The sequence below is a fragment of the Candidatus Pantoea symbiotica genome, assembly GCF_056491525.1.
Genome location: NZ_JBSZHR010000002.1, coordinates 2,791,439 through 2,805,771 on the forward strand (window position 1 = coordinate 2,791,439; position 14,333 = coordinate 2,805,771).

Sequence of the window (14,333 nt, forward strand, 5' to 3'; positions counted from 1 at the left end):
AATAACCTGACGCTAATGAGGGCTATATCACCCCAAAGGGGTAAATCCCGACGTGGGATCAAGTGAAGGGGAATTGAAATAAAAACGGGGGCCAAAAGGCCCCCGCAGATGAGAATCGCTGTGATTAGCGCGGTGAATCTTCCGCCAGCGTATCGTGATTCTCAGCATGATGTTCATGCTCTTTCTGCGCTTCAGCATGCACGCGTTTGCGCACGCCAAACCAGCCCAGCACCAGAATCACGGCAATTAACGGAATTGAGGCGATGGTGTAGGTGCCGTTTGGATAGTCAAACGCCATCAACACTAAGACGCTCGCCAGGAACAGCAGCGTCAACCATGAAGTAAACGGCGCCCACGGCAGTTTGAAGCTGACATCGTCTGCCTTGCCTTCTTTAATCGCTTTGCGCAGACGCATCTGACACACCACGATAAAGCCCCACGACGAAATGATGCCGAGCGAAGCAAAGTTCAGAACGATTTCAAATACCTGAGAAGGCACGTAGTAGTTGAGTACCACACCAAATATGTATACACCGATGGTCACCAGAATACCGGCATACGGCACCTGCTGTTTGCTCATCTTCGACATGAACTGCGGTGCAGAACCGCCCATCGACATCGAACGCAGGATACGACCGGTAGAATAAAGCCCCGAGTTGAGGCTCGACAGCGCAGCGCTCAGCACCACGATGTTCATCACGCTACCAATATAAGGCACGCCAAGTTTAGAGAAGAAGGTCACGAACGGACTTTGCCCCGCCTGATAGGCATTCCACGGCAGCAGCAGCACCAGCAGCACCACGGAACCGACGTAGAACAGGCCGATACGCCAGATCACGCTGTTGATGGCTTTCGGCAGCATGGTTTTGGGATCTTTACACTCGCCCGCCGCCGTACCGACCAGCTCAATCGAGGCGAAGGCGAATACTACGCCCTGCACCAACACCAGCGCTGGCAGCAAACCGTGCGGGAAGAAGCCGCCGTTATCGGTGATCAAGTGGAATCCTGTGGTGTTGCCGTCGAGCGGCTTACCGCTGCCCAGGAATATCGTTCCCACAATCAGGAACGCCACAATCGCCAGCACTTTGACCAGTGCGAACCAGAACTCCATCTCGGCGAACCACTTCACGCCGATCATGTTCATGGTGCCGACAATCGCCAGCGCACCCAACGCAAACACCCACTGCGGCACATCGCCAAACGCGCCCCAATAGTGCATGTAAAGCGCGACGGCGGTGATATCGACGATACCGGTCATCGCCCAGTTAACGAAGTACATCCAGCCCGCTACGTAAGACGCTTTTTCCCCAAGGAATTCACGTGCATAAGAAACAAAGCTGCCGCTGGAAGGACGGTGTAATACCAGTTCGCCCAACGCACGGAGGATAAAGAAGGAGAAGATACCGCACACCAGATAAACCAGCGCCAGTGCAGGACCGGCCATTTGCAGGCGCGCGCCAGCACCGAGGAACAGACCGGTACCGATAGCACCGCCGATGGCGATCATTTGTACCTGACGATTACCCATTGCTTTGTGGTAACCGCTGTCGTGCGAGTTGAGCCAGCGTCTTTTCGCAGCGCGTTGTTCGGCTGCGGTTTTTTTAGTTGATTTCATAGCTATCCTGTTTGTCCTGACCATCAATCACCGCTGAACCAAACGATTGCGTATGGCGGTGCGAAATGGGGTAAAAACCCGGTGTCACGCGGCGGAACGATGTCGCGTGGCGGGGTGGGAATTTACGGCGATGAATCCTACCCGTTCTGCAAGAACGAAGCAAAAAATACCGCCAGGCTGCACAAGATGAATTGTAATAATCCGTCGCGGTGCACAAAAAAACCGGTCAGAGGGCTGACCGGTAAAAGGGATGGCTACAGGGATAACTACTACTACAGGGATACTACTGGAGGGAATTAACGATAAATCTCTGCGGTGCCGCTCCACAGGCTGGAATCGCCTGGAGTTTGTACACCAATAACGCGATAGCCGCTGGCGCCTTCCTCCTGCGCTTTTTGCGACAGATGGCGCGTTGCATCATCCAGCGTACCGCGCACGCCGCTGATGGAAACGGTGCCCGCGCTTTGCAGGTTTTGCGCTTGTGTGGCGCTTACGGGCTGGGCTGCCAGCGTCGAGAAACTTGCGGTGGCAAGCAGTGCAGCAGTCAGAACGGCATAACGTCTCTTCATGTGATGCTCCTGTTGTCTTCCGTTAAGGGTTACAGGACTCATTATCACGCAGGGAATGAAAACCAGGTTGAGCAAGCGGTAAAGGCGTTTAATATTTCGCCAGCTAAGCGCGGGTTATTTAGGGAAAGGTAAAGAGAAAGGGTTTTATCTGTTAAAAGTAACCTGATGTGACGAGATCGAACTCGCCGTTACCGCACGGCTGCCCTATAATCCCCCGCTCTTACAAGGGTTATTACTGTGATTGTGAAACGTCCCGTTACTCGAACCATTGCCCGCGCACTCAGTGTGATTGTGCTGCTGTCGCTGTTAACCACCGGGCTGGCGCTGATGACGCTCTCCAGCAGCCTGCGCGATGCCGAAGCGGTAAATGTCGCCGGATCGCTGCGCATGCAGATTTACCGGCTGGCGTGGGACAGCACGCGCGATCCGCAGCAGCTGGAACATCACATTCAACTCTACCGGCAAACGCTGGAATCCCCGGCACTACAACATCTGGAGCGCGCGTGGGTGCCGCTTGAAGTGAGCAGCCGCTATCGCTATCTGCGTGACAGCTGGCCGATGTTGCAGGAGACATTACAGCCCGAGCGGGCGCAAATCTACCAGCAGCGTGTCGCGGGTTACGTCAGTGAGATCGACCGCTTCGTGCTGGCATTGCAGCATTACGCTGAGCTGAAAATGCATCTGGTGGCCGCCAGCAGCCTGTTTGGTTTTCTGGCGATTGTGGCGCTGGCGCTGTGGACGATTCGCTTTATCCGCCGCAACGTAGTGCGGCCGCTCAACGCGCTGGTGACCGCCAGCCAATATGTTGAGCAGGCGAATTTCGCTTTTCCGCCGCTGCCGGTGCAACAACCCAATGAACTGGGCGTGCTAGCGCAGGCCTTCACCACCATGGCGGAACGGCTGCATTCGCACTATCGCCTGCTTGAGTGCGCGGTGCGGGATAAAACAGAAGATCTCACGCAAGCCAATCGCACGCTTTCCCTGCTGTATGAAAGCTCACAAATTCTCACCAGCAGCCCACCCAATCCCGAACTGTTTCAGGGATTGCTGCGTCTGGTGCAGCGGCGTGAAGCATTAACGGTGCTGCAAATTGCCAGCGAGGGGATTGAGTTTCAGGCCGGCGTGGCGGCGGATGATTTAAGCTGGCAGCGATTACCGTTAATGCAGGAAGAGCAGCGGCTGGGCGAGCTGTGCTGGCAAACCCGCCGCGCACCGCCCGCCGACGAACTGATGCAGAGCCTGGCGAACATGCTGGCGCGCGCGCTATGGATCTGGCAGACGCAAAAACAGTATCAGCAGATGCTATTAATAGAAGAGCGCGCCACCATTGCGCGCGAATTGCACGATTCGCTGGCGCAGTCGCTCTCTTTCCTGCGCATCCAGTTGGCGCTGCTGCGGCGTAATGTCGATGAGTCGCAACCGCAGGCGCTGGCGATTATCGCTGATTTTGATCGCGCGCTGGCCGAAGCCTATCAGCAACTGCGCGAGCTGCTGACCACTTTCCGCCTGACCATCGAACAGGCTGATTTGGTGCAGGCGATGCAGGCGATGATTGCGCCGCTGCAGGAGCAATCGCAGGCGGCCATCGACTTCGATTATCAGCCCGGCCTGCAGACGCTGGATGCCCAGCAGCAAGTGCATGTGCTGCAGATTGCGCGCGAAGCGCTGCTCAACGCGATTCGGCATGCGCAGGCGCAGAATATTCAGATTCATTATCAGCGTGTCGCTGATGAGGACCACCTGCTGACGATTGAAGACGATGGCTGCGGTATTAGCAGCCTTGAAGAGCCGCCGGGACATTATGGATTAACGATTATGGCGGAGCGTGCCGCGCGCTTATCCGGCACGTTGATGATTACCCCGCAGGCGCAAGGCACGCGCGTTACGCTGCGTTTTCCGCCGCGCCCGGCGCATCGGTTGAGTTAACAATGAGAATGAGGTCGCCATGAATGGCGACCCTACGGTGGTTTGGTAGGGTGCGCATTCATGCGCACCTGGAACCAGGTCGCCATGAATGGCGACCCTACAAAATGAAATATTGGAGAGATTATGGCTAACCCTTCCCTGACAATTATGATCGTTGACGATCATCCGCTGATGCGCCGTGGTATTCGCCAGCTGCTGGCGCTGGAGCCTCGGCTGGAAGTGGTGGCCGAAGCCAATAACGGCACTGAAGCGCTGGCCGAAGCGCGGCGTTTGTCGCCGGATGTCATCCTGCTCGATCTCAACATGAAAGGTATGTCCGGGCTGGATACGTTAAAAGCGCTGCGTAACGAAGGCATCGCCGCACGCATTTTGGTGCTGACGGTTTCTGATGCGCGCAATGATATCTACGCGATGGTGGATGCCGGTGCCGACGGCTATTTGCTGAAAGACAGCGAACCCGAACTGCTGCTGGCGCAGGTGATGCGCGGTGCGAAGGGTGAAAACGTGTTCAGCGATGCGGTGGCCGATTATCTTGCGACGCGCCAGCCAACGTCGAATCCGTTCAAACAGCTGACGGAACGCGAGCTGGATGTGCTGCAGGAAGTGGCGCGCGGATTATCGAACAAGGAGATCGCCACCACCTTGCATATCTCCGAAGAGACGGTAAAAGTGCACATTCGCAACCTGCTGCGCAAGCTGGATGTCCGTTCGCGCGTTGCCGCGACGGTGCTGTGGCTGGAGAGCCGACATGTGTAATCGCGCACATAAAATCGTCACTACATTCACACTTTCTCCATAATTTACTCACGATTCTCTAATTTGCTCAGCGTAAAGTATTATCAGCAGGCGTTTTCGTTAGAGGACCTTGCACTCCGCCAGCGTGACGCCATCCGCGCATCGCGCTCATCATAATAAAAGTAAAAAATACGCAGTTGAGGAGTGTCGGTTACATGTCGAATTTTTTTATCGACCGCCCCATTTTTGCCTGGGTTCTGTCTATTTTGCTCTGCCTGTGCGGCACGCTGGCGATCATCTCGCTACCGATTGAACAATATCCCGACCTCGCACCACCCAACGTGCGCATCACCGCCAACTATCCCGGCGCATCCGCAGAAACACTGGAAAACACCGTCACGCAAGTTATCGAACAGAACATGACCGGCATCGATAATTTGATGTACATGTCCTCCAACAGCAGTAACACCGGCCAGGCCCAAATCACCCTCACCTTCACCGCCGGCACCAATCCCGACGAAGCGCGTCAGCAGGTACAAAACCAGTTGCAAAGTGCGCTGCGCAAACTGCCCGCAGCGGTACAGTCACAAGGCGTGACGGTGAATAAAACCGGTGATAGCAACATCCTGATGATTGCCTTCGTCTCCACCGACGGAAGTATGGACAAACAGGATATTTCAGATTATGTCGCCAGTAACATTCAGGATCCGCTCAGCCGTATCGATGGCGTCGGCCAGGTTGATGCCTACGGCTCGCAATATGCAATGCGCATCTGGCTAGATCCTAACAAGCTGATTGCCTACGCGCTGACCACCGAAGACGTGGTGAGCGCGATTGAATCACAGAACGCGCAGGTGGCGGTGGGTCAGGTTGGCGGATTGCCGTCGGTGGACAAGCAAGCGCTCAACGCCACGGTAAATGCGCAGTCGATGCTGCAAACACCTGAGCAGTTCAAAGCGGTGACGCTGAAAACCAACAGCGACGGATCGGTGGTGACGCTCGGCGATGTGGCGGATGTGGCGATGGGCGCGGAAAAATATGACTTCCTCAGCCGCTACAATGGCCAGGCGGCATCGGGACTTGGCATTAAGCTGGCTTCCGGCGCCAATGAGATGAACACCGACAAACTGGTGCGAGCGCGCATTGCTGAGCTGTCGCACTACTTCCCGCACGGGCTGGAAGCCAAAGTCGCCTATGAAACCACGCCGTTCGTTAAGGCCTCAATTAAAGACGTGGTAAAAACCCTGCTGGAAGCGATCCTGCTGGTGTTCCTCGTGATGTATCTGTTCCTGCAAAACTTCCGCGCCACGCTGATCCCAACCATTGCAGTGCCGGTGGTGCTGCTCGGCACCTTTGCGGTGCTCTACGCCTTTGGTTACAGCATCAACACCTTGACGATGTTTGCGATGGTGCTCGCCATCGGCTTGCTGGTGGATGACGCCATTGTGGTGGTGGAAAACGTCGAGCGCATCATGAGCGAGGAAGGTCTGTCGCCGCGCGCCGCCACGCGTAAATCGATGGGGCAGATTCAGGGCGCACTGGTCGGTATTGCGCTGGTGCTGTCGGCGGTGTTTGTACCGATGGCGTTCTTTGGCGGCACCGTCGGCGCCATCTATCGCCAGTTCTCGATCACTATCGTTTCGGCGATGGTGCTGTCGGTATTGGTGGCGATGATTCTGACGCCCGCGCTCTGTTCCACGCTGCTGAAACCATTGGAGCAAGGCCATCATCACGGCCGTCGTGGCTTCTTTGGCTGGTTTAACCGCACCTTCAACGCCAGCGCGGAACGCTATGAACGCGGCGTCGCCAAAATTCTGCGCAAAGGCGGCCGCTGGCTGCTGCTTTATCTCGCGATTATCGGCCTGATGGCGTTCCTGTTTATCCGTCTGCCCACCTCGTTCCTGCCGTTGGAAGATCGCGGCGTGTTCCTGACGCAGGTGCAATTACCTGCCGGTGCAACGCTGGAGCAGACCTCAAACGTGGTGGCGAAGGTCGAGAACTACTACATGACCCAGGAGAAAGACAATGTGGTCTCGGTGTTCTCCACCATCGGTGCGGGCCCCGGCGGTAACGGCCAGAACGTGGCGCGCCTGTTTGTTCGTTTGAAAGATTGGGAAGAGCGTCCGGGCAGCGATCGCACCTCTTTCGCCATCATTGAGCGCGCAACTAAAGCCTTCCACAAGATCAACGAAGCGCGCGTTATCGCCAGCAGTCCGCCCGCGATTACCGGTATGGGCAGTTCGTCGGGCTTCGATATGGAGCTGCAGGATCACGGTGGCATCGGCCACACGCAGTTAATGGCGATGCGCGATAAGCTGCTGGAGCTGGCTGACAGCAATCCGGCGCTGTCGCGCGTGCGTCACAACGGCCTCGACGACAGCCCGCAGTTGCAGATTGATGTCGACCAGCGCAAAGCGCAGGCGCTGGGCGTGTCGCTGGATACCATCAATGACACCTTAACCACCGCGTGGGGCTCGACCTACGTCAATGACTTCCTCGATCGCGGTCGCGTGAAGAAAGTCTACGTGCAGGCAGCGGCAGAGTTCCGCATGCTGCCGGAAGACGTCAACAAGTGGTACGTGCGTAACAGCAGCGGCGGCATGGTGCCCTTCTCTGCTTTCGCCACCAGCCACTGGCAAACCGGTTCACCGCGCCTTGAACGCTACAACGGTTACTCCGCACTGGAGATTGTTGGTGAAGCGGCGAACGGCGTCAGTAGCGGTACAGCGATGGACGTGATGGAAAAACTGGTTGGGCAGCTGCCGCTCGGCGTCGGCTTCCAGTGGACCGGCGCATCCTATCAGGAACGCTTGTCCGGCTCGCAGGCACCCGCGCTGTACGCGATTTCGCTGCTGGTGGTGTTCCTGTGTCTGGCGGCGTTGTATGAGAGCTGGTCAATCCCGTTCTCGGTAATGTTGGTGGTGCCGCTCGGCGTAGTCGGTGCGCTGGTGGCAACCTGGATGCGCGGGCTGGAGAACGATGTCTATTTCCAGGTGGGCTTGCTCACGGTGATCGGCTTGTCGGCGAAGAATGCCATTTTGATTGTGGAGTTCGCTAATGAGATCAACAGCAAAGGGCGCGAACTGATGGAGTCGACGCTGGAAGCGTCACGTCAGCGCTTGCGTCCGATCCTGATGACCTCGCTGGCGTTTATCTTCGGCGTGTTGCCGATGGCCATCAGCAGCGGTGCCGGTTCCGGCAGCCAGCACGCTGTGGGTACCGGCGTGATGGGTGGGATGATTTCCGCTACCGTGCTGGCGATTTTCTTTGTGCCGCTGTTCTTTGTGGTGGTGCGCCGCCGCTTCCCGCTGAAAGAGAAGCCGCACGATTAAGCATGCCATTCCGCTGCGTGTATTTATTCGGTCGCCATGAATGGCGACCCTACATCCATGCATACTTCCCCCGTAGGGTCGCCATTTTTGGCGACCTTTTTGATGGCCGCAGCGTGCGTTTATTCGGTAGCCATAAATGGCGACCCTACATCCATGCATACCTCATCCGTAGGGGCGCCATTTATGGCGACCGTACAAAAAAAGCCGCCATGAACGTCATGGCGGCTTTATTGTTGTGTGTGGTAAGAATTACAGCAAGTGGGGAAATGCCCTGCTTTTCTCTTCACGCGTTACTTGTTACGTAACATCGCTTCGATGAATTCTTTCCAGTTTCCCATTTCGGTGTCGACCATAAAAATCCTCTCTTATTGTAGCGGCAATTCTACGCCGTTTTTTTCTACAGGTGAATACGTTTCCACCTGTTATCACTATCGGCAAAAGCATAGAAAAGCTGCAATCTGTTGAAATTGCGTACTGACGCACATTTCAGCAACTCTATAAAACGACTCAGAAAATGCCTGACTTAAATCGTGTAGCAGAAAATGGCAATTAGGATAATCCTTAGTGGCTTAATGATGTCACAGGCAATTATTAAGTGCGTAAGTGAAAGCGCTTCCCGGCCCTAAGTAATAAAATTTATAACGGCAAAATGGTCATGAAAAATACCTGAATCAGGCAGGCTTTCGCCGTCAGCGCTCACAGCCCTTAGGGCGCTGTGGTAAACTCGCGCTTTATTTTTTTACTAAACGGGAATAAACGATGACAGCGCAGTGGGTGATGTACGGAATTAAAAATTGCGACACGATTAAAAAAGCACGCAACTATTTAGCGTCTTCCGGTATCGACTACTGTTTTCATGACTATCGCGTGGATGGCATTGATGACGCGCTGCTGCAATCGTTTATCGATCAGCTCGGTTATGAGGCGCTGCTCAACACGCGCGGTACAACGTGGCGCAAGCTGCCGGAAGCCGAACGCGACGCGGTAAACGATGCCGCCAGTGCCAAAGCGGTGATGCTGGCGCAGCCTGCCATCATCAAGCGTCCAGTGTTAGCCGCACCGAATGGCGATCTGCTGGTCGGTTTCAACGATTCCCTTTATTCCGCCTTTATCCAGGAGAAGTCATAACATGTTCTGTCCGGTTATTGAGCTGGCTCAGCAGCTTATCCGTCGCCCGTCTCTCAGCCCGGATGATGCCGGTTGTCAGGCGCTGCTGATTGCGCGTCTGGAAGCCATCGGCTTCACCGTTGAGCCGATGCACATTGGCGATACGCTGAACTTTTGGGCGACGCGCGGCCAGGGCGAAACGCTGGCGTTTGCCGGTCATACCGATGTGGTGCCGCCGGGTGACGCCAACCGCTGGATCAGCCCGCCGTTTGAACCAAGCATCCGCGACGGCATGCTGTTTGGTCGTGGCGCGGCAGATATGAAAGGCTCGCTGGCAGCGATGGTGGTGGCAGCGGAACGCTTTGTTGCCGCTAATCCGCAGCATAAAGGTCGTCTGGCGTTTCTGATTACCTCCGATGAAGAAGCCAGCGCGGTTAACGGCACGGTGAAAGTGGTTGAATGCCTGATGGCGCGCAACGAACGTATGGATTATTGCCTGGTCGGCGAACCGTCGAGCACCGAGATCGTGGGTGATGTGGTGAAGAATGGCCGGCGCGGCTCGATGACCGCGAATCTCACCATTCATGGCGTGCAGGGCCACGTGGCCTACCCGCATCTGGCGGATAATCCGGTGCATCGCGCCATGCCTGCGCTGAATGAGCTGGTGGAGACAGTTTGGGATGAAGGCAACGAATTCTTCCCGCCGACCAGCATGCAGATCGCTAACGTGCAGGCCGGCACCGGCAGCAACAACGTGATTCCTGGCGAATTCTTTGTGCAGTTCAACTTCCGTTTCAGCACCCAATTGACCGACCAGATGATCAAAGATCGCGTGGCGGAGCTGCTTGATCGTCATCAGCTGCGCTACACGCTGGAGTGGAATGTTTCCGGTCAGCCGTTCCTGACCTCACGCGGCAAGCTGGTGGATGCCGTGGTAAACGCTGTGGCGCACTATAATGAGATTAAGCCGCAGTTACTGACGACCGGCGGCACCTCCGATGGGCGCTTTATCGCGCGCATGGGTGCGCAGGTGGTTGAACTGGGCCCGGTGAACGCCACCATTCATAAGATCAATGAGTGCGTGAAAGCGTCAGATTTGCAGATGCTGAGCCGTATGTATCAGCGCATCATGGAACAGCTGATCGCCTAAGCGCGCAGAAGGAGAAAGGGGATGGAATTCTTTAAAGAGTACTGGTGGATCCTGGTGATCCTGCTGATGGTTGGTATTTTGATGAACGTTTACAAAGACCTAAAACGTATCGATCATAAAAAATTCATGGATAACAAACCGACGTTGCCGCCACATCGTGATTTCAACGATAAATGGGACGACGAAGACGACTGGCCGAAAAAGAAATAACCTCCATATCGCTAACGGCGCGAAAATCGCGCCGTTACGCTTTCTGCTACATCATTATCACCACATCATCATCGCCCGGCTTGGCACCGCTGAGCGCCTCATCGAAGTAACGACGCGGCACGGTATAACGCAAATGATTCAGCGCCAGCTCCATGCTGCGATCGTTAATGGCGTGCGGTAAATCTTCCACCACATCCAGCGTGACATCGCCGCCCAATGACATCAGACGTTGCTTCGCCTCTTCGGCGCGTTGCAGCGGGATCTGTTCGTCGTAATCACCGTGAATCAGATGAATGGTGTTACGCGTACTGGCCCGCAGCGGCAGCGTTGCATAGCGGCCGCTGAACACAATCGCGCGTCCGGCTAAATCCGGCTGCGCTTTTATGCCTTCCAGCACCATGATGCCGCCCTGTGAAAAACCCACCAGCGCCGTTGCTTCGGCACGCACGCCGCTCTCCTGCTGCCAGTGACGCACCGATCCCACGAATTCTGGCATGATCGCATCCACGCCCTGCTGTTCCGAACGATCGTGCGGCGGAATATCGGCAAACCATTGGCGCCCTTGCGGCACGCTGCCTGCGTAAGGTGCGCCGACCGAAACCACCAGCGCCTGCGGGAACGCTTTCGCGAACCAGCTGCCAATCTGCGCCATTGAATCCGGATTGTCGTTGATGCCGTGATACAGCAGGAACAGCTGCGCTGCACTGCTGGGTTGCTGAACAATTACATATCGTAGTGCCATAAGATCCTCCTCAAATCACTATACGCCGCTGCTGGCACAGAGATATCGGGAAAATTTGAACGAGATAATGGATTTATTGCAATGAACGCAGCCGCTGCGCGGCATCGGGATTGAGGTGAATCAGTGCTGCGGCAGCTTCCGAGCGCAGCTGGTTTATCAAGGCTTTACGCCCGCTGAGACCGGCATGTTGCGCGGCTTGGGTTAGCGTCTGTTTTTGCAGCAGGATGGCATTCAACAGCGGTGAAGGAGACTGCCGCACCAGCCGCTGTAGCGCCGCGTAACTGGCTTCGAACGGGCGCTGCGCCCAGGCAAAACCGGCTAACAATGCCCAATCATCGTCGTTGAGTTGCTGGCTGGCATCGCTTGCCAGCGCTAACGGCAGTTCGATGATTTCTCGCAGCCACGGCCAATCCCGCGCCAGCCGCTGCGCTGCCTGCTGTTGTAGAACTTCACCTTCCGCAGATGTTGCCAGGATCGCCATCGCCGCATAGCAACCGCTGCTCGCTTCGCGTTGCGAGCCAATACGCACCAGCGTAAAACCGCAGGCGCGCCAGAAGTGCCACAAAGAATCGGTGTAGCCGAAACTCACGGAAAGATAATCACAGCCCTGCGCCTGCTGACGTGCGGTGGCCACCAGCGCTTTGCCGATCCCACGCTGACGCTGTGACGCCTGCACCGCAATCCGGCTTATGCGCTGTGAACGCAGCGTCGCCGCCTGCGCGAAACCGGCATGGGCCGCCAGCGATTGCGCCACCAGATTGCCGCGCGGCCGACGATAACCCGCCCACACCGCATCGGCCAATGGCTGATCCAATCCGCCCTCTTCCACCAGCCACAGCGCGCCAGTTACCTGATCGGCTTCACCCGCCAACCAAAAGCGCATGCCGGGCGCATCCAGCATGCGCCGCAAATCCAGTGGCGAAGTGCGATAGTGCGCGCTGGCAAGCAGGCGATATCCCGCTTCCAGCGCCTGGAGATTGTTTTCTGGTGTGGCTGGATAAATCGCGATCTCACCGCTTACGTAGCTCTCCTGCGCATCTTCAAACAGCAATGCCTGGCTGAGCCACTGCTCAAGCGGATCGTTTGGCGACCAGCGCAACGGCTCTTCGAGCTGGAAATAGCGCACATCCGGCAAGGTGGCGCAGAAGCGCAGCATAAAGCCGCGTCCGGTGCCTTCGTAACCTTGCACGGTGGTAATGAGCAGCACGCGCGGGAAACGATGCACCAGTTGCTGCAGGATCGGCGCGGGAATGGCGGCAGCTTCATCGACAATCAGCCACTGCGCCTGAGGCGGCGCTTCCTGTGCAAGGATCGCATCGGGTGCCATGAAACTGAAATGCTCACCGGCGAACTCTGCCAACACCGCCGTGGAGACTTTGGCTGGCGCCGTGACTAAACAGTGTTGATTGCGCTGCGCCAGCATGCCGGCCAACGCGGATTTGCCGCGACCGCGCGCGGCGGTGATCACCGCAACGCCATGTGGCATCGCTTCAAGCTGTTCGAGGATTCGCGCCTGCTGCTGCGGCGCCTGACAGCGCCAGTCGGGCAGATGGATTTCAGCGGGATGGCGCACAGCTTGATGCTGACGTTGCAACATCACTTGTGCATCGTTAAGCATGAGGAATTGCAGATGGCGGATAAAGTGCGGCGTGGCGATCGGCTCGGCGACATCCGCCCAGCGCAGGCTGTCGGCATCGGTTTGGTTGGGCCAACGTTCCCAGGCAGGCGTTAACAGCAACAACCAACTGCCCGCGCGTAAGGTTCCGGCCAGCGCGGCAAAAGCTTCGGCGTGAAAACCGCTGCGCGCATCGAATATTGCGTGCTGGAATTCACGTCCCAGCAAGGTACGTAAAGCAGCGGGCGCGACGGCCTGTGGGAAATCAACGCTGTCGCTCACCGTCAGCCAGTCGCCGGGCAGCGCGGTGTGCCAATTTATGGCCTGCTGCTGCGCCCAATCCACATCACCCGCTATAACGCAAAGGCGGCGAATGCCTGCACGCTGCATCGCCGCCGTCTGTTCAATCAAGGAGATCACTTGCTAGCAAAGGTGTTGCACTGGCCAGGATCGCCGCTATCGAAACCGCGTTTCAGCCAGGTGTAACGCTGCTGAGAGGTGCCGTGCGTGAAGCTGTCCGGTACCACGCGGCCCTGACCTTTCTGCTGCAGACGATCGTCACCAATCGCTTCAGCGGCGTTGAGCGCTTCCTGCAGATCGCCCACTTCCAGAATGTTTTGCTGCTGCATGTAATGGCCCCAAACGCCGGCAAAGCAGTCCGCCTGCAGTTCCATTTTCACCGACAGCTGATTCGCCTGCGCCTGGCTCGCGCCCTGCTGCATCTGACGCACTTTCGGCTCAATGCCCAGCAGTTTTTGTACGTGATGGCCGACTTCATGGGCGATCACGTAGCCTTGCGCAAAGTCGCCACCGGCACCGAGTTTGGTTTTCATGTCATCGTAGAACGACAAATCGATATACACAGTTTGATCGGCAGGACAGTAAAACGGCCCCATCGCCGATTGTCCGGTTCCGCAGTTGGTGCGCGTCGCCCCGCGATACATCACCAGCTTCGGCGGCACGTACTGTTTGTTCATCTGCTGGAACAGCTTGCTCCAGGTATCTTCGGTGGTCGCCAGAATCACCGAGGTGAATTTAGCATCTTCGTTGCTCTGCGCGCTGTTTACCTGCCGCTGCTGCGAAGTTGGTGCAACACTGCCGCCGCCGCCTTCCAGCAGCGCGGTGAGGTCGTAGCCGTAATAGCCGGCAACGGCGACCACCACCAGCAAGATAAGGCCGCCTTTGCCGCGTGGAATGCGGATTTGTCGTCCACCGCCGCCGCCAAGGCCAGGTGAATCATTGCGTCGATCTTCTACGTTGTCGCTCTCACGACGCCCTTGCCAGCGCATGGTCTAACTCCTTTAAACATGTTTGGCATGATTTTAGTTGGCG

Annotated in this window: 12 protein-coding genes; 6 read left to right on the forward strand and 6 right to left on the reverse strand. The window is 56.7% G+C overall.

Annotation, left to right across the window (positions count from 1 at the left end; genetic code table 11):
- Positions 1 to 124: 124 nt before the first annotated feature.
- On the reverse strand, positions 125 to 1,615 hold the full coding sequence (ansP, locus tag ACXIZX_RS13595; RefSeq protein WP_008107869.1) for an L-asparagine permease: 1,491 nt from the start codon (positions 1,613 to 1,615) through the stop codon (positions 125 to 127).
- Positions 1,616 to 1,911: 296 nt separating this feature from the next.
- Entirely contained in the window at positions 1,912 to 2,184 is a 273-nt protein-coding gene (locus ACXIZX_RS13600; RefSeq protein ID WP_008107875.1) for a YdgH/BhsA/McbA-like domain containing protein, read from the reverse strand.
- 237 nt (positions 2,185 to 2,421) lie between these two features.
- Here ACXIZX_RS13600 and narQ point away from each other — a divergent pair, with 237 nt between their 5' ends.
- From narQ to acrD, 3 genes are all read left to right on the forward strand, one after another.
- Positions 2,422 to 4,110: a nitrate/nitrite two-component system sensor histidine kinase NarQ gene (gene narQ / locus ACXIZX_RS13605; protein ID WP_479404364.1), complete on the forward strand. Its 1,689-nt coding sequence runs from the start codon at positions 2,422 to 2,424 to the stop codon at positions 4,108 to 4,110.
- A gap of 123 nt (positions 4,111 to 4,233) precedes the next feature.
- Positions 4,234 to 4,866, forward strand: a complete 633-nt coding sequence (locus ACXIZX_RS13610; protein ID WP_179449931.1) for a response regulator — start codon at positions 4,234 to 4,236, stop codon at positions 4,864 to 4,866.
- Positions 4,867 to 5,060: 194 nt separating this feature from the next.
- Entirely contained in the window at positions 5,061 to 8,177 is a 3,117-nt protein-coding gene (acrD, locus tag ACXIZX_RS13615; RefSeq protein ID WP_061717936.1) for a multidrug efflux RND transporter permease AcrD, read from the forward strand.
- Between the two features lie 290 nt (positions 8,178 to 8,467).
- On the opposite strand, the gene ypfM is transcribed toward acrD, so the two are convergent.
- On the reverse strand, positions 8,468 to 8,530 hold the full coding sequence (gene ypfM, locus ACXIZX_RS13620; protein ID WP_139221414.1) for a protein YpfM: 63 nt from the start codon (positions 8,528 to 8,530) through the stop codon (positions 8,468 to 8,470).
- A gap of 406 nt (positions 8,531 to 8,936) precedes the next feature.
- Between ypfM and ACXIZX_RS13625 the strand changes: the two genes are divergently transcribed.
- Genes ACXIZX_RS13625 through ACXIZX_RS13635 form a run of 3 tightly spaced genes read left to right on the forward strand, consistent with a single transcriptional unit; the run spans position 8,937 to position 10,644 of the window.
- A complete protein-coding gene (locus tag ACXIZX_RS13625; protein ID WP_008108371.1) occupies positions 8,937 to 9,305 on the forward strand; it encodes an ArsC family reductase in 369 nt (122 codons plus the stop codon).
- 1 nt (position 9,306) lies between these two features.
- Positions 9,307 to 10,434 (forward strand): succinyl-diaminopimelate desuccinylase, encoded by a 1,128-nt coding sequence (gene dapE, locus ACXIZX_RS13630; RefSeq protein WP_479404365.1) that lies wholly within the window; start codon positions 9,307 to 9,309, stop codon positions 10,432 to 10,434.
- Between the two features lie 21 nt (positions 10,435 to 10,455).
- Entirely contained in the window at positions 10,456 to 10,644 is a 189-nt protein-coding gene (locus ACXIZX_RS13635) for a YpfN family protein (protein ID WP_008108368.1), read from the forward strand.
- A 46-nt stretch (positions 10,645 to 10,690) separates the two neighbouring features.
- Here the strand turns inward: ACXIZX_RS13635 and ypfH are convergent, their stop codons facing one another.
- The 3 genes from ypfH to ypfJ form a co-directional block, all read right to left on the reverse strand.
- Positions 10,691 to 11,386: an esterase gene (gene ypfH, locus ACXIZX_RS13640; protein WP_179449923.1), complete on the reverse strand. Its 696-nt coding sequence runs from the start codon at positions 11,384 to 11,386 to the stop codon at positions 10,691 to 10,693.
- A gap of 73 nt (positions 11,387 to 11,459) precedes the next feature.
- Entirely contained in the window at positions 11,460 to 13,418 is a 1,959-nt protein-coding gene (locus tag ACXIZX_RS13645; protein WP_479404880.1) for a tRNA(Met) cytidine acetyltransferase TmcA, read from the reverse strand.
- Positions 13,418 to 14,290, reverse strand: coding sequence for a KPN_02809 family neutral zinc metallopeptidase (gene ypfJ / locus ACXIZX_RS13650; protein WP_061723539.1), 873 nt, complete (start codon positions 14,288 to 14,290; stop codon positions 13,418 to 13,420). Before ypfJ ends, ACXIZX_RS13645 begins: the two co-directional genes overlap by 1 nt.
- Positions 14,291 to 14,333 lie beyond the last annotated feature (43 nt).

Excerpts from the sequence above, each read along its gene's own strand:
- ansP (WP_008107869.1), bottom strand. The coding sequence starts at position 1,615 with ATGAAATCAACTAAAAAAACCGCAGCCGAACAACGCGCTGCGAAAAGA.
- ACXIZX_RS13600 (WP_008107875.1), bottom strand. The coding sequence starts at position 2,184 with ATGAAGAGACGTTATGCCGTTCTGACTGCTGCACTGCTTGCCACCGCA.
- ACXIZX_RS13610 (WP_179449931.1), top strand. The coding sequence starts at position 4,234 with ATGGCTAACCCTTCCCTGACAATTATGATCGTTGACGATCATCCGCTG.
- acrD (WP_061717936.1), top strand. The coding sequence starts at position 5,061 with ATGTCGAATTTTTTTATCGACCGCCCCATTTTTGCCTGGGTTCTGTCT.
- ACXIZX_RS13625 (WP_008108371.1), top strand. The coding sequence starts at position 8,937 with ATGACAGCGCAGTGGGTGATGTACGGAATTAAAAATTGCGACACGATT.
- dapE (WP_479404365.1), top strand. The coding sequence starts at position 9,307 with ATGTTCTGTCCGGTTATTGAGCTGGCTCAGCAGCTTATCCGTCGCCCG.
- ACXIZX_RS13635 (WP_008108368.1), top strand. The coding sequence starts at position 10,456 with ATGGAATTCTTTAAAGAGTACTGGTGGATCCTGGTGATCCTGCTGATG.
- ypfH (WP_179449923.1), bottom strand. The coding sequence starts at position 11,386 with ATGGCACTACGATATGTAATTGTTCAGCAACCCAGCAGTGCAGCGCAG.
- ypfJ (WP_061723539.1), bottom strand. The coding sequence starts at position 14,290 with ATGCGCTGGCAAGGGCGTCGTGAGAGCGACAACGTAGAAGATCGACGC.